At 42.0% G+C, this 14,297-nt stretch carries 16 protein-coding genes; 12 read left to right on the top strand and 4 right to left on the bottom strand.

Annotation, left to right across the window (positions count from 1 at the left end):
- The first annotated feature begins 9 nt into the window (after window positions 1-9).
- Both D5E69_RS20305 and D5E69_RS20300 read left to right on the top strand, forming a co-directional pair.
- Window positions 10-1,620 carry an ATP-binding cassette domain-containing protein gene (locus D5E69_RS20305; protein WP_159130152.1) on the top strand — a complete coding sequence of 537 codons (1,611 nt, stop codon included), beginning with the start codon at window positions 10-12 and terminating at the stop codon, window positions 1,618-1,620.
- 1 nt (window position 1,621) lies between these two features.
- Complete coding sequence (locus D5E69_RS20300) at window positions 1,622-2,245, top strand: acyltransferase (RefSeq protein ID WP_159130151.1); 624 nt, start codon at window positions 1,622-1,624, stop codon at window positions 2,243-2,245.
- Window positions 2,246-2,347: 102 nt separating this feature from the next.
- Here the strand turns inward: D5E69_RS20300 and D5E69_RS20295 are convergent, their stop codons facing one another.
- On the bottom strand, window positions 2,348-2,854 hold the full coding sequence (locus tag D5E69_RS20295) for an SGNH/GDSL hydrolase family protein (RefSeq protein ID WP_159130150.1): 507 nt from the start codon (window positions 2,852-2,854) through the stop codon (window positions 2,348-2,350).
- A 48-nt stretch (window positions 2,855-2,902) separates the two neighbouring features.
- Here D5E69_RS20295 and D5E69_RS20290 point away from each other — a divergent pair, with 48 nt between their 5' ends.
- The 7 genes from D5E69_RS20290 (at window position 2,903) to D5E69_RS20260 (ending at window position 9,043) form a co-directional block, all read left to right on the top strand.
- On the top strand, window positions 2,903-3,091 hold the full coding sequence (locus D5E69_RS20290; protein WP_159130149.1) for a hypothetical protein: 189 nt from the start codon (window positions 2,903-2,905) through the stop codon (window positions 3,089-3,091).
- Window positions 3,092-4,286: 1,195 nt separating this feature from the next.
- The gene (locus tag D5E69_RS20285; RefSeq protein ID WP_159130148.1) at window positions 4,287-5,432 is read left to right on the top strand and encodes a hypothetical protein; all 1,146 of its coding nucleotides are present in this window, start codon (window positions 4,287-4,289) and stop codon (window positions 5,430-5,432) included.
- 387 nt (window positions 5,433-5,819) lie between these two features.
- Window positions 5,820-6,368 (top strand): signal peptidase I, encoded by a 549-nt coding sequence (locus D5E69_RS20280; RefSeq protein ID WP_142129539.1) that lies wholly within the window; start codon window positions 5,820-5,822, stop codon window positions 6,366-6,368.
- A 138-nt stretch (window positions 6,369-6,506) separates the two neighbouring features.
- Complete coding sequence (locus tag D5E69_RS20275; RefSeq protein WP_160140911.1) at window positions 6,507-7,073, top strand: TasA family protein; 567 nt, start codon at window positions 6,507-6,509, stop codon at window positions 7,071-7,073.
- A gap of 67 nt (window positions 7,074-7,140) precedes the next feature.
- The gene (locus D5E69_RS20270; RefSeq protein ID WP_159130146.1) at window positions 7,141-7,731 is read left to right on the top strand and encodes a hypothetical protein; all 591 of its coding nucleotides are present in this window, start codon (window positions 7,141-7,143) and stop codon (window positions 7,729-7,731) included.
- Complete coding sequence (locus D5E69_RS20265; RefSeq protein WP_159130145.1) at window positions 7,731-8,309, top strand: hypothetical protein; 579 nt, start codon at window positions 7,731-7,733, stop codon at window positions 8,307-8,309. The genes D5E69_RS20270 and D5E69_RS20265 overlap by 1 nt, the downstream gene beginning before the upstream one ends.
- A gap of 323 nt (window positions 8,310-8,632) precedes the next feature.
- Window positions 8,633-9,043, top strand: a complete 411-nt coding sequence (locus D5E69_RS20260) for an IS3 family transposase (protein WP_159130144.1) — start codon at window positions 8,633-8,635, stop codon at window positions 9,041-9,043.
- Between the two features lie 292 nt (window positions 9,044-9,335).
- Here D5E69_RS20260 and D5E69_RS20255 read toward each other — a convergent pair whose 3' ends face one another.
- Both D5E69_RS20255 and D5E69_RS20250 read right to left on the bottom strand, forming a co-directional pair.
- Window positions 9,336-10,373 carry a LysM peptidoglycan-binding domain-containing protein gene (locus D5E69_RS20255; RefSeq protein WP_159130143.1) on the bottom strand — a complete coding sequence of 346 codons (1,038 nt, stop codon included), beginning with the start codon at window positions 10,371-10,373 and terminating at the stop codon, window positions 9,336-9,338.
- 143 nt (window positions 10,374-10,516) lie between these two features.
- Entirely contained in the window at window positions 10,517-11,320 is an 804-nt protein-coding gene (locus D5E69_RS20250) for a polysaccharide deacetylase family protein (protein WP_159130142.1), read from the bottom strand.
- Between the two features lie 459 nt (window positions 11,321-11,779).
- Between D5E69_RS20250 and D5E69_RS20245 the strand changes: the two genes are divergently transcribed.
- Genes D5E69_RS20245 through D5E69_RS20235 form a run of 3 tightly spaced genes read left to right on the top strand, consistent with a single transcriptional unit; the run spans window position 11,780 to window position 13,606 of the window.
- A complete protein-coding gene (locus D5E69_RS20245) occupies window positions 11,780-12,073 on the top strand; it encodes a hypothetical protein (protein WP_159130141.1) in 294 nt (97 codons plus the stop codon).
- A complete protein-coding gene (locus tag D5E69_RS20240) occupies window positions 12,070-13,260 on the top strand; it encodes an EndoU domain-containing protein (RefSeq protein WP_159130140.1) in 1,191 nt (396 codons plus the stop codon). Before D5E69_RS20245 ends, D5E69_RS20240 begins: the two co-directional genes overlap by 4 nt.
- Window positions 13,261-13,276: 16 nt before the next feature.
- On the top strand, window positions 13,277-13,606 hold the full coding sequence (locus tag D5E69_RS20235; RefSeq protein WP_159130139.1) for a tRNA-Val4: 330 nt from the start codon (window positions 13,277-13,279) through the stop codon (window positions 13,604-13,606).
- Between the two features lie 497 nt (window positions 13,607-14,103).
- Here D5E69_RS20235 and D5E69_RS23505 read toward each other — a convergent pair whose 3' ends face one another.
- Window positions 14,104-14,241: a hypothetical protein gene (locus D5E69_RS23505; protein ID WP_187427022.1), complete on the bottom strand. Its 138-nt coding sequence runs from the start codon at window positions 14,239-14,241 to the stop codon at window positions 14,104-14,106.
- Window positions 14,242-14,297 lie beyond the last annotated feature (56 nt).

Below are 14,297 nucleotides of genomic sequence, written 5' to 3'. Positions count from 1 at the left end.
TTATATATCATGAAGCCAAAAGTGAAATTTGAGAATGTTTCCAAGAGTTATGTATTCTATAAAAAACAGTTTCATAAATTGCTGGATTTATTTAGATTTAGGAAGAAATCCAAAGAGTTTTACGCACTTCAAGGTATATCGTTTGAGGTTTTTCATGGAGAAAGCATTGGGGTAGTGGGGATTAACGGTTCTGGTAAGTCAACACTTTCAAACCTTCTTGCTCAAGTGACAGAACCTACTTCAGGTTCAATTAAGTTAGAGGGGGACTCTTCTCTTATTGCTATTGCCGCTGGATTAAACAATAATCTTAGTGGCCTTGAAAATATTGAATTGAAGTGTTTAATGCTTGGTATCCATAAAAGTAAAATTGAAGAATTAATCCCGGAAATTATTGAATTTGCAGATGTCGGAGAATTTATCAGCCAGCCTGTTAAAAACTACTCAAGTGGGATGAAATCGCGATTAGGTTTTGCTATTTCTGCTTATACGAATCCGGACATAGTGATAATTGATGAAGCTTTATCGGTGGGAGACAGCACATTCTATGAGAAGTGCTTGAAAAAGATTGAAGAGTTCAAAAGACAGGGAAAGACCATCTTTTTTATAAGTCATTCTATTGGACAAATACGCTCATTTTCAGACCGGGTTATGTGGCTACACTTTGGGAAGTTAAAAGAATTTGGTGATAAAAAGGAAGTTCTTCAGAACTATAAAGAGTTTATCAGTTGGTTTAACGAGCTTAGTGAAGTTGATAAAAAGCAATATAGGAAAGATAATCTTTCGAGTCAACTGGACTTTGGTGGAAGTGATCGATTAGGCAAGAGAACCAAAAAAATTCGTGTGTCAAAACGAATAAGAGATATATCAATGATCTTTTTTGGTGTCATGCTCTTAACTTTTGCAGTATTACAAATGTTTGAAGTGAAGACATCTGGATTTATCAATACTATCTACGATCAGACGTTAGATCGAGGTGGTGAGACACCTGATCAGTCCATACCCCAAGAAATAATACCGGAAATACTAGAGGAAGAGGCGATTGCATCTAAAGAGAAGGTAAAGATATTTAAGGATCGCGAATTAAAAGGGGATACTGAAGAGATTCCCTTTGGTACTGAAGTATTTGCAAAAGAGAAAATAGGGAAAGAGTACTCTATAGAGTATAACGGTCAACTCTATTACACCAAAAATACAAATGTAGAAATTCTCAAGGAATCTAAAGATTTCGACGTATCTGTTAGAGATATGTTAGAATTCCTTCCGGAAATATTCACTAATTCATATAGTTATTATCTGGCATTTCTAGAAGCGACCCATGATGAAATTAAAGATAAACTACTTGAATTGACGGATGAAGGTAGCGATGATTTTGGAAGAGATTATTTAGAGTATTCCTTCGATAAAGTTACGTACCACTTTAATGAAGACGGTAAAGCTGACTCTATAACAATACAGGATATAGACCTAAATAATGATTTTTTAAATCAATTATTACAAGAATCTTCTGTAGTTAGTAATCAAAATAGATTGTATTATTTAACCACAAAAGAATATAAAATAGTGATTAATGCGGAAGACCGGACAATGAAGCTTACATTAAGAAAAGAAAAAGGAGATTAAAATGGAGCTACAAGAATCGATCCCGAATTTAAATACCAATATAACAGGAAAAGGAAATACTCTAGTTCTCCCTGAAACTGTTTCTTTGAGAAAAGTAGAATTATTTGTGAATGGGACTGGGAATACTGTTACAATAGGGGAAAATACTAATTTAAAAAATGTTTTTATAGAAATAAAAGGTAATAATAACAAAGTATATATAGGTGCGAAGTGTAAAATTCAAGGTCACATTCTTCTAAAGGGAAACAGGCAGGTTGTAAAGATAGGTAGTAAAACTACATTCCAACATAATGTTTACCTATTAGCATCGGAGAATAAAAACATAACTATTGGACGCGACTGTATGTTCTCCAACAATATTGATGTTAGAACAACTGATGCCCACTCAATTGTTGATGCAGAGACAGGCGTGAGAACGAACTTGGCCAAGGATGTAGAAATCGGACATCATGTATGGATTTCAGCAGGTGCATTGATTTCTAAGGGTGCGGCTATTCCAGATAATTGTATTGTAGGTGGAAGATCTGTTGTTACCAAACGTTTCGATGAACCGAATTGTACTTTAGCTGGAACACCAGCAAAAGTAGTGAATAAAGGCGTAAATTGGGATAGGAAAAGACTTTAATCAATCTTCATAGTTACGAATATTATAATAAAAGCAAAGCAGCTTGCCAGAGTCTAGCTGCTTTGCTTGTTACTACATGTCAATAAGGTAACTCGAAGTATGTCACTTAATAAAATACTTCTCTAAATACTTTAACCAAACCTCATTCCCCTTCTCATTCAGTCCATCCTGATCTTCCACAAGATAATCTTCAAGCTCATCACCTTTCGGCCAGGCTTCCCAGTGATCAAGATAAGGGACGGATTGCTCTTTTGCGAATGCTTTCAGCTCTTTGATGTCCCTTGAATAATAGGTGGCGCCACCGATCGGATAAGATTGCTGCAGGAGCAGGGTGGCGTGCTTGTTGGCTTTTTTTAGTTTGTTCTGGATGGTGAGGATGGTTTCCTCGTTCTGGTCCTCTGGAACGCCGACTGTATTGTTGATGAGGGAGAAGGGTTTATAGAGGACGAGATCCGGTGATTCGCTCAGGACTTCTTCTGTGGCGTCTCCTTGGGTGAACTCGATCGATGAGATGTCGTATTCATATAGGGTAACCTTCACGAGATTTTTGTAGGATTCTTCAATCTTGGCTTTAAGCGCTGGTCCCCATCCGTTGTCTTCCTTCCCCATTGCAGGGGATCCGACGATGGCCAGGTGGAAGGGGTCTCCGTCCTTCTGATGGCTGAGCAGCTCTTTTTTGCGGCTGCGGGCCAGTTGCTGGCGAGTGTTTCGACCGAGCTGGATGGCGCAGGGGATTCTGCTTTGGCATCTGGTGTTGAGATCTGGTTCTCTTTACTGGTGAAGACAGCTTCTTTATTCAAGTGTTTGATGCTTAAGAACGACCGTTTCATTGGGATAGGATACTAAAATTATACGAATTTCCTAATCTGGTAATTGCGTATAAGAACGAATCAATACAACTAAAAAATGATGAGGGAATATCACTTTCCCTAACGAAAACTAAGAGTGGCTAGAAGATGTATACAAAAAGTACTTCATAATAATACAAACGCCCTAGTCATGAAATGACCGAATTCCATCTGAAGTAGTTGTATATTCTTGTAGGCAAGAGACCTATTCAAGTCATCAGTGGACTGAAGGATCAATAAGAAATCTTGGCACTTGTCCAAGCCGCTGACATCCCCTGTAAGACTCATTAATGGGGAAAACGCATGCGCAGCACGTATAAATACACCGAAGTGAAAAAGGGCCTCCTCATGGTTGCCCACTTGTACAAAGGGCTCTATGCCTAAAGACGGATAATAGAAAACTTGATGAGGAAAAGGGTCCGCCACGCCCCAAAGACAATCCGTCGGCTTATGTGTGAATTGAGATGGAGGATAAGAGGAAGCAGAGAAGATTTAATTGAAGGTGACTATCATAAGTCAGTAAGTTAGTAGATAACAGGTGGATGACCTGTATTAATTAGAAAAGTAATTGAAGACTGACCTATAACTAAAAGGCAGTAAAACACCTTTTGGGTTGCTGTTGCCATTTAAACAAATCCTATTGGTGTGTGGTTGACTGACAGAGAATTCAATATTAGATAGGCATACCAGCATACACGCTGATGGCTCCTGTAGGAAATCTTCGCTTTTCGAACATTTTAATGCGTCAATGGCTAAAGAGACTTGTTGGAACTAGGCTAGTTAGTCCTACGGGCTGGTTTTTTGTCGTTGGGCTTAAGTAGGGGTAAGACCGCTAATGCTTTTAGCTTTTAACCTCAGTGTTCGATATAAGGTAGAGTAGTGTCAGTTTGCGTATAGTCCACTCTGGATATTCTTCCTAAAAGGAGAAAAACACACTCGTACAAGTTGAAGTAAGAAATCAAGTTCATTTCTTTATTCAATTTCAAAAAAGTGACTTTTTGCTATAAGGGGACATATGGTTATATCCGTGATAGGGGTGAACAAGCTAAGAGAGGGGTGGTTGACGGTCCGAAAACTATACTCCCTAATAGAGTGAATTTCTATGAGGGGGTCAGATTTTCTTAGGTTAGTTGTGATTTTATCTATTTCTTCTTCTTTTAATAAGGTACGAGCAACAATGAAGGAGGAAGAATATGTCTGATCAGATTCAATTTACAAGCTACTTAGAAGAAAACCTGCCTAAATTGGGCTTAGGTGTACCCGCAGTTACAACAGATACCCATAAAATGTATGTTGGTTCTAATCAAGGGAATTTAGAAATAGTGAACTCGGAGAATTTACAGAAGGTCGCAGGTCTGACTTCATCGAGGGTTAATATCTATGTCGATTCTGTAGGGGGGAGCGGATCAAACGATGGAAGTGCAGCCAGACCGTTTAAGACCCTCCAACAAGCAGTTGACAGTATTCCGAAGGTCATCAATTACGATCGCTTTATCTTTGTGAAGGATGGTACGTATAACGAAGAAGTCGTAGTGAAATCGATATCGGGTGCTGCGATTTATTTCCAACGTATGGATGGTACTGTAAATGCTGATACTCCAACAGGAATAGTAGTCAAATCCATGACATTCTATGATATAAGTGGGCTTTGTAGGATTGATCACTTTGAATTCATGGGAGAACCAGAAAAGACTTCTGCTAGCATTCGCTTCTCCAGGACTCAGTATGGAACGGTTCATCGCTGTAGATTTGCTAGGGCATCCTCAAAACCTGCTGTAGAATTTGATGGTTCAAGAGGCAGCGTTAATTCGAGTTATTTTAACGGCCAAAGCTTATGTATTCTATCGCAGAATGGGTCCAGTGTAAGGGTGGATAGTACCAATATGCATGGAAACACGCCTTCAAGCGTTGCCATCAGAGCACAAGCGGCTGAGGTATATCGTAATGGGGTCACACCTTGGGTGGATGGCGCCAATATTGGATTGGAAGGTGTACAGGGTGGACAGATAAACAGGGATGTCGTTCCTATAGATATTGAATTAACGAACAATTGGAAGAGTTATAATGAAACGAATTATAAGGCAAGAGCACTAAAGGACAATGCTGGAGTGGTTCATTTACAGGGGATCATTCGGGACGGAAGAGTCGGCCAGGGAGTCATAGCTCTTACCTTGCCAGTTGGATATCGTCCAAAATACAATAATCATATCTTTGGCTGCTACTCAAACGATGATACCAATTCTAAAGTATTGCTTGATGTTAATGGTAATTTGGCGGTTGAAAGGAATAATGGAAGCTATGTGTCGTTGGTGAATATCCAATTTTACGCGGGCTGGTGATGGAGATATGCGCGAACTCATGGGTTCGCGTTTTTTCTTGGTTTAAATGCCGCTACCTATAGAAGTGAAAGGGGTAAAACAAATTTAGTTGAATAATAATTTCAACAAAAATCAAGGAGAGCCAATACATTATGTTCTTTATAATGAATTATTATTCGTCGTATTTCGACAGATTGAAGTGAGACGTACCTAATATTTTCATAGAATAGACTGAAAGTAATACATTGTTATTGGGTATTTGTGCTGATTTTGTCGACAGGTTTCTATTTCTTACGGTGAGTGAACGTGGTAAATTAATACATGTGAAACAGACACTCCAACTTCTGGTTGGTGTTTTCTTATAATTCGATTGTTCGTTTTAAAGAACAAAAATCAAGGGGGATAACAGTGAAAAAAGTAGGGAAGATCTTTGGCTATCTGTTAATGGGGGTACTGGCGCTTTTCGTCGCATTCAATGTCATGCTGTTCGCTCAAACCAAAATGAACCCGGGAGAGATTCCTTCAGTCTTTGGCTACAAATTCCTGACCGTCTTATCGGGAAGCATGCGCCCGGTCATCGAGCCAGGTGACATGATCATCGTGAAAGACACCCCTGTGAAGGAAATGAAAAAAGGTGACATCGTCACATTCGAACATAACGGAAAGCTCGTGACCCACCGCATCACCTCAATGAAGGAAGACGGCGGCCTATCGTATCAAACAAAAGGGGATGCCAATCCTTCAAAAGATCCGGAAATGATCAAAGGAGACGAAATGCGCGGAACCTATGTAGCACGAATTCCTGCTTTCGGTCTCCTGATGGATAAAGTAACAGGTATCTGGGGCATGATCGTCCTCATCGGAATTCCTGGTCTTACCCTGATCATCATGGAATTCATCACAAAGCGAAAAAACAAAAAAGACCGCGGCAGCCGCCCATACCCAGTGGAATCGTAATATCCGTTGAAGCATGAAGGGAGGTGAGGAAGCAGCGCATTATCAGGTACATACAATCATTGCCTGATTCATCTGTCTAATACCATTCATTAGTTCGTACGGTCAAAAACAATTAAAACGATGGGGGAAATGAAAATAATGAAAATGAAAAAAGCACTTATCGGAACCATGATGGCTGGAGCATTGGTAATCGGAGCTGGAGCGTCTACAGGCACTTATTCGGATTTCTTCTCGGAAGCTAGTTCTTCAGGGAATAAAATTGAGCTTGGTACATTGAAGCTTCAGCAAACGGGAGATGTTGGAGCATTATTGAACGGTGAAAACTTAAAGCCAGGATCTGTAGTGGAAGGTCAAAGCATCACAGTGAAAAATAATGGTACTTTAGATGGGAAACTATCTGTGAATGTGGATAGTTACATCTTAAAAGATGGAAATGGAAATAACATCAGTGACCTATCGAAATATAACGATATTAAAATTGGTCTTTATGTAAATGGATCTTCTATTGGTGAAGTACCAATTGGTCAACTTCCTGCTCTGTACGATCAAGCAAATGCCTATCTAGCAGGACAGACTCTTGCTGCTGGTCAAAGTTATACAATAAAGCCAGTTGTAAAAGTAAACAGAGTTAGTGGTAACCAGAATCACCTTCAAGGCTTGAAGCTCTCCGGAAATATTTCTTGGAAACTCTCTCAAAAAGACTAACTCTCTAATTCATAGCCGGGCGCTACCAAAGGTCCGGCTTTATCTTTACTAGAAGGGTGTTGAATTCATGAAGAAAAGACACTTGGCTGTTGTCCTTGGCGCAGCGTTATTTAGTTCCGGTTTCGGTGGAACCACCTATTCCGATTTCTATTCAGAGGCTTCAAGTGCAGGGAACAAGATTGAGATGGGTACGTTGAAAATCTCTGCATATGAAGAACTTCCAGAGCCACTGTTTTTTAGTTTCCCAGAAGGACCATACGAAGGGGATGGATACTGGAAACCCGGTAAGAAATCTGCGGAAAAGTACTTTGCCGTTCAGAATGATGGAAGCGTAAATGCAGTGATGAAAAATGTGAGCATTACGATTCATTCAATATCAGGAGCAGAGGACAATGAAGCAGCAAGAAAGTCATTGGAAGAGAATTTAACGTTTTTAATTACGGATCGCTCTGGGAAAAAAGTCTTTAATGGTACTTTGGGAGAATTAAAAGGGAAACCTGGACTCCTTCATCAAAGAACGTTGTCACCCAAGGGATCAGCCCAGCAGTATAATCGTGAACAATACAAAATTGTTGCCACTCTTAGCCATGCTGCAGGAAACGAAGTACAGGGTGCTCGTACAGACTTCGACCTCACTCTATACGCAGGTCAAGAATAATGAAATCATCAAAACTGCGTCTGTTCTATCTCATCTTGGCAATCGGGTTCAGCAGTTTCCTCCTGACCAAGCAGCTGCATACATTTAACACGTATGCTTTATTCTATGACACGAAACAAACGAGTTTCGAAATGACGCTTACCTTTCAAGATGAAGGTGATAGTGAGAGTGACAATAAGTGTCATGGGCACGGGGCAAAGGATAAGCCGAATTGTCACTGTGAAAAAGGCAAAAAGACGAATAATCCTCATTGTAAGGACGGCGATAAGCCGAAGGGCGTGAAGGAAGAAAACGAGACAAAGGCACAGGAACCATCTCCTAAAGTAGAAGAAAAGGAGAAGGAGAAGGAGCCTGTTAAAACGCCTGAACCTCAGAAGAAGCCTGCCCCAGTAGAGAAGGCCCCTGAACCCGCAAAAGAGGAAGTGAAGCAGGAGCCTGAAAGTCCACCGGCTGTGGAAGAGCCTGCCGAGGCTGCACCGGAAGCATCAACTCCTGAACCTCCTAAAGAAGAAGATAAATCAGCACCGGCAGCCAATGAAGTGACTGTTCAATCTGATAAGTCGGTGGAAGTAGAGTGAATTCGTATCATCAATTGGATTGAGGCTCCGATATTGTTAGCCAGTCTAACAGTGTCGGATTTTTTTATGGGGAATGCTTTATAGGAGCGGGTAATGTACTGCAGAGCAAGTCATTATCGTAAGGCTTATAGACGATTGGACGTCTTTTTTGTTCTATTTAATCTTATATAAATTTTCACTGAAACGGTACATGTATCACTCTTTAACTATGCAAAAATTCAGCCGATATAAAGGTGGATGTCACTGGTTTAAGAGAGAACATGTGTAACCAGTTGCCAAACCTCTCATAAGAAATTCTCTCAAAATTAAGGAGTCGCTGGACAATGTCGATAAGATTGAAGGAGTCATCCAATCATTCAAGTGGAGTATCATGTTCTTCTATTGTAACTGCCTACGAAAAGTGTCTGATCAAGCTTGCTGGTGAGCAAGAACAGTATTCCAATAAGACAAAGGCAAGAGTAATCCAGGAACTTAAAGAGCAATACGATGTTATGTCTCTGGTGGAAGTAGCAGAGATTCCTCGCAGCACCTATTATTATTGGGAACAACGGTTGGACCGCCCGGACAAATATGCCGACGTCAAAGCCCAGATCCTTCTGGTTGCCCATACGTACGAGGGGCGCTACGCCTATCGGCGGGTGACAGAACATTTGAAGATGATGGGCTTTCAGCATGATCCAAAGACCATTCTTCGACTCATGAGAGAGATGGGACTGGCGGGTAAACCAGATTGACTTTAAATCAGATTGAAACTCCATTTTTTTGTGCTGTGTTGAAAGAAACCACTATCTTGTTTATATTTATAGGTAAAGTTACCGCATCTATGGATAGATATAGATTTTATAAAAAATATAGGATGTTAGCTTGGCATTCCTTCCTTGCTGATCTCGATTCTCTCCCTTAAAGGATATATCATCCACCTAATCTAATAAGCGGATAGCCTTACTTTAATCAAACGTTTAGCAAAAAAGAGTGGCCCAACGTTAGTTGGACTACTCCCTTCCAGTTACCTTGAGAATCATAGAACTAAAAGATCGCCACACATTTCTCATAATACCGCGTCCGCTCTTCCAACCCTCTGGTTCCTCCGTTTACCTTGAGCGTGACCTGACGCACCGTCGGGTTGGTATCACAAAGGGCGTTCATATTGTTCAGCTCCCACCAGAAGCCGGCACTTTGCCACGGATAATGTTCAGCGACATAGTAAACTCCCTGGTTGACGATCTCCGGGTCACCGACAGACTGTGAGAAGAGGGTGTAGTTGTAGCGCCCGGTGAGCTGGATGTATCCTCCGCCTTTGAACTTCGGCCCGTCGCCCGGGTAAATGTTCCCGAGGTCCTGTCTGCCTTCGTAGGCCGAGCCATCGGCGATTTCGGCTGTATAGCGGCCGGCGCCGGACTCGTGGCTGCACTGGCTCAGGAAATGGCATAAGCGGGATTTGGTTGTGATCTGGAATCGCTCCAGGCAGAGATTCAGATCAGCCAGGATGCTGTCGGATAGATAATTGTAAGACCAGCCAATTGCGTTCAACTGACTCGCCGTCACGCGCACCGGTGCTTCCCCGTTCCCTCCGTTGTCATAGACTTGAAGGACCTGCCCGACTTGGATACGGCTAGGGTCGGTAATGTCATTTAGACTCATGATTTCATCAAGGGTCATGCCGAAGCGCCGTGCGATGCTATAGAGGGTATCGCCGGCTCGGACGACATAGGTGGTGAGCTCGGGAGCGGGTTCGCCGCTGTTGTCATACACCTGAAGGACTTGTCCTACTTGTATGCGGCTCGGATCGGTAATGCGATTGAGGCTCATGATTTCATCAAGGGTCATCTCAAAACGCCCGGCAATGCTGTAGAGCGTGTCTCCGGCCTTGACCGTGTAAGTCGTAAGGGGACGGTCCGATTCCGGAGTGGCGCTGACGACGAGGACCTGTCCGACTTGGATGGTATCTGACGGCAGTCCGTTCCATATCTTCAGTTGTGCTACGGTCACATCAAAGCGCCGTGCGATGCTATACAATGTGTCTCCGGATTGTACAATGTAAGTGGTCGAAAGTAAGGTGATCATGGGTAGCCATCATTCCTTTGCGTGTATTCAGCCAAGGGACTGTATTCTATAAAGAGAACAAAGCCCGGAAATAAACAACCTCGCAAGCATCTTTCTACAAATGAAAAGAACCGAACGGACTGCACCCATTCGGTTCTTTCGATTTACCCCTCATTCGCCACATAGGAATGGCATCGTCCCTCACAATGAAACGTCACCGGCTGCATCTCGTCGGTCAAAACGCCCGTCTTGTATCCCTTGATTTCAATGAAACGGAGGAGCTCAGGCAGGTAGTCGGTGAGCTCGGGGCGGTCATGGAGGAGGACGACGGGCGATTCCCCTGCATCGATCATATGCTCGATCCTTTCTATAGTGTGCTGGATAAACCGCTCATCCTTCAGCTCCCAGTCACGGCTGTCGATGTCCCAGTCCCAAATGCGGAACCCCTTTTGTGACAGATTCCCGCGCATTTCCACCGTCAGGTAAGGAACGCTCCCATAGGGCAGGCGGATGAGAGAGGACTTCACCCCCGTCTGTTCCTCAAGGATGGCTTGCGCTTCCACCATTTCATGAAGCGGCGCCAGAGGTCCGCTGTAGATTTCCTCTGTTTGATGAGAAGTACCATGAAGGGCAAGACCAAATCCCTCCTCCTTCATCCGCTTGACGACCTCTGAATGGTTCTCCATATGGGGTCCGAGCATGAAGAAGGTGGCTTTCATATTGAATTCATTCAAGATATCAAGAAGACGACCCGACTCCTCAGACGGACCGTCGTCAAATGTCAGGTAAAGATCACTTTTTTCAAGAATGGGTTTTTCTTCTACCACACCAGCAGAAGCCGACTTCACCGGCTTTTGCGGCTCTTTCTTATCATTTCCCCCCAGGAAGAAGAACAGAGCCGCAGTCAAGGCAACCAAAAGCCCCACCGCGATCTTCCCCCTTCTATTCAATCGTCTGCGCCGAGCCATCGCACTTCCTCCTAAACTTTCAAAAATATATGTAAATCCTCAAGAATCATCTGGTTGTCTACTATCTTCACAATAGGGGACGGTTGAACCGGGTCATCCTTCCCCGTCGTTTCTCACCTTATATTACCAGAATAAAACCTTTTATGGAAAATAAAAACTGAATTTTCGGTGGGATTCAATTGATTTCGACAGCAGGAATCGAGGAAGCTCTGCTTAAAGTGGTAGTCTAACCGGTTGTGCAGCAGAGCTGCTTCTAACTACATAAATAATACAAAATGGTACATTTGACCTTATAGGGTTGAACGTCTTTAATGGCAACATTTTTGCGAGTTTATCACATGTTAGAGCCATCACAATTGGTTCATATGATCCATTCAGATGGTAGTGATTTTCCAGTAGAATAGAATTGGAAGAATACTGTAAAAGGGAGGGCTTGTTATCTTAGACGTCTTAAAAGAAGTGGAACGTGAGCTGAAGCGGAGTAAATATTTAGCCGAAGCGGCGGCCCTGACCAATAATCTTGAGAATGTTAGGGAAGCTCTCATAGAATTTGAAGACAGTGCGGGGCTCTTTCGACATACTAATCAGACTTATTCCAGTGAATGGAGCGGTAAAACCCGACAAGCATATGATTCGTTAGTGGAAGAATTGAACCAGACGGAGCAGATTGTGTATGATGTTCATAGGGACCTCATGGCTGAAATAAATAGCGAAATCGATCGGCTCTTTGAGAAAGTGAGGGAGCTGAAATGACAGAGATCAAAGTCGATCCTGATCAGTTAAAGGAATTGGCAGATGGCATCCAGAAATCAGAAGACAAGGTGGACGATGCCCTAGGTAAACTGAGTTGGACGTTCAGCTCTTTCCTCGTTGGTATCACTCAGGCTAATACTGGGCGAATCAAGGACGTACAAGCAGAGCTTGAACACCACATGAAGAAATACCAATCCAAACTCGATGAACTCCAAGAGGGCGTCATGCTCACACGGGCTCAAATCCTGGAAGCCGACAAAAATGGCTGGGATAAAACCGGGGAGTTTGGACTCGAACTCTTAGGCGTATACGATGCAGAACGGATCTTCGCCGAATACGACCCCGTCACCGGCAAAAAAATCACCGGTTGGCAGCGCGCCATGGCCACCGGAATGACCCTTGCCACCCTGTTCCCACCAGCCAAAGGCGTGGTTCTCCTAGGGAAAATGGGAGTAAAGGGCCTGAAAGCTCTTAAACTCATCGAGAACGGAGCCGAGGTAATCAAACAAACCAAAAACGTCCTCAACCCCGCCGTCCTCAAGAAAATGGCACAAGCCAGCTACAACACCGTTATTAAGGGACCAATTGCTAAAACATCGGCATATTTGAAGCAGACTGCGGAAAATGTGAAGAACATTGAACTAAGTTTGAACTTTAATGTGTTTGGCCAACTAAATAGATTTGATCCGGTGTTGGAGGGCGTTGGTCATGTACCAGGGAAGACGGTTGGAGAGATAACCGAGGGAATTGGTAAGTCAGCCCGTGAGATAGTTGGGAAGGCTAAGGATACGATTGTACGGTTTAGTGGGAAGGGTAAATATAATAATCAAACAATGAAACATATTTATCACGGTGAAATTAATAGACGTGGAAAAGCAGTAGGATATCATCATGAGAGCATGAGGGGTGGAAAGATTATTCAAGGGAGTGAAAGTATCCCTGATAAAAATGGCATTTATCGAGCTAAAGTTGATATTGATGGGGTTGAGAAAGTAGCCAAATCGACCTTCTTCCCAAAGGAATGGAATCGTGTTGATGTTCTAAAAGCTATAGATGAAGCTTTTGATAATAAAAAACAAGTAGGGCCTAATAAGTTTAAAGGCGTAACATCTTCAGGAATAAAAATAGAAATGTACTTGAATAAAGATGGCTCAATAGCTACAGCTTATCCATTGTATAAAAAATAATAAAGGACGCGGATATATGAAGTACTTATATGAATTTAAGGAAGATCCATTTGGTGATCTAATGCTCGTGTTACCAGAGGAATTAAGTGTTTTTTCGGATTTCATTCAAGATATTACATCAGAAGAAGAAGCCGATGAGTATATAGGGTATGTTAAGAATGTTCTTGAAGGGATAAATGAAAACTTTGAAATCACATTAAATGCTACAAGTGTAATGATCAAAAAAGACTTCACAATTGCTGAACATCATTACCGAATTGATGAACACTGTGAGAATAAAATTGAAACAGAGGAATTTCTAGATTTGCTGATAATATGGAAAGAGAAGATTCTAGAGATATTTTAAAGTTGATGTTAGATATAACTTACTATAGAAGTTAATAACATTTTGTAAATATATTTATTGAAATTGGGAACCTTGATTGGCTAACGCCATTCGAGGTTTTTTTGTTGTGAGCTGTTTTGGAGAAAGGTATGTAAAAAACATGGTTGTGTAAGAAACCTTATCGAGGTGAAGGCAGCCATTTGGCAGTTTTCATAGATTCGTCTCCTTTTATTCTTGAAATTTCCCGTGTAAGGCTTGTACTTATATCCTTTGCCTCGAAAACTCCTCATTTCCCCCATATCAAACTCCCATTTATATTCCAACAAAAATCAATCCACAAACAACATTGACAATACGGATAACCGGATGGTAGCATCTAGTTAATTCTTTATAAAGAACAAAATGAGGTGATTTATGTTCTTTTTATCGTATTTTGTCGGGTGGCTCGTCTGTATTTGTTGATTGTTTAGGAGTTTTGAGAGCTTTTGTTGAGTCCATTGACTTGTTTTTGAAGGCGTTTATAAGATGGATGTTGATGATTTTTGGATGGTGGGTTCCTGATGTGCGTACAGATCACTCGCTTGGATCATATTGCCGCCTTTCCCGTCTGCTTTCGGAAAAGCGGTCAGCACGAATACATATTCCTGAAGAACCATGCTCTGATCAAACCTATTTTTCTACTCGTTTGAATGCTCATCCGCTCAGGTGATGT

The organism is Rossellomorea marisflavi (assembly GCF_009806575.1).
Taxonomy (GTDB): Bacteria; Bacillota; Bacilli; order Bacillales; family Bacillaceae_B; genus Rossellomorea; species Rossellomorea marisflavi_A.
The sequence above is the reverse complement of the archived record's forward strand: the minus strand, read 5'-3'. Positions and strand labels throughout refer to the sequence as shown.

Excerpts from the sequence above, each read along its gene's own strand:
- D5E69_RS20305 (WP_159130152.1), top strand. The coding sequence starts at position 10 with ATGAAGCCAAAAGTGAAATTTGAGAATGTTTCCAAGAGTTATGTATTC.
- D5E69_RS20300 (WP_159130151.1), top strand. The coding sequence starts at position 1,622 with ATGGAGCTACAAGAATCGATCCCGAATTTAAATACCAATATAACAGGA.
- D5E69_RS20295 (WP_159130150.1), bottom strand. The coding sequence starts at position 2,854 with ATGGGGAAGGAAGACAACGGATGGGGACCAGCGCTTAAAGCCAAGATT.
- D5E69_RS20290 (WP_159130149.1), top strand. The coding sequence starts at position 2,903 with ATGGCTGAGCAGCTCTTTTTTGCGGCTGCGGGCCAGTTGCTGGCGAGT.
- D5E69_RS20285 (WP_159130148.1), top strand. The coding sequence starts at position 4,287 with ATGTCTGATCAGATTCAATTTACAAGCTACTTAGAAGAAAACCTGCCT.
- D5E69_RS20275 (WP_160140911.1), top strand. The coding sequence starts at position 6,507 with ATGAAAATGAAAAAAGCACTTATCGGAACCATGATGGCTGGAGCATTG.
- D5E69_RS20270 (WP_159130146.1), top strand. The coding sequence starts at position 7,141 with ATGAAGAAAAGACACTTGGCTGTTGTCCTTGGCGCAGCGTTATTTAGT.
- D5E69_RS20265 (WP_159130145.1), top strand. The coding sequence starts at position 7,731 with ATGAAATCATCAAAACTGCGTCTGTTCTATCTCATCTTGGCAATCGGG.
- D5E69_RS20260 (WP_159130144.1), top strand. The coding sequence starts at position 8,633 with ATGTCGATAAGATTGAAGGAGTCATCCAATCATTCAAGTGGAGTATCA.
- D5E69_RS20255 (WP_159130143.1), bottom strand. The coding sequence starts at position 10,373 with ATGATCACCTTACTTTCGACCACTTACATTGTACAATCCGGAGACACA.
- D5E69_RS20250 (WP_159130142.1), bottom strand. The coding sequence starts at position 11,320 with ATGGCTCGGCGCAGACGATTGAATAGAAGGGGGAAGATCGCGGTGGGG.
- D5E69_RS20240 (WP_159130140.1), top strand. The coding sequence starts at position 12,070 with ATGACAGAGATCAAAGTCGATCCTGATCAGTTAAAGGAATTGGCAGAT.
- D5E69_RS20235 (WP_159130139.1), top strand. The coding sequence starts at position 13,277 with ATGAAGTACTTATATGAATTTAAGGAAGATCCATTTGGTGATCTAATG.
- D5E69_RS23505 (WP_187427022.1), bottom strand. The coding sequence starts at position 14,241 with ATGGTTCTTCAGGAATATGTATTCGTGCTGACCGCTTTTCCGAAAGCA.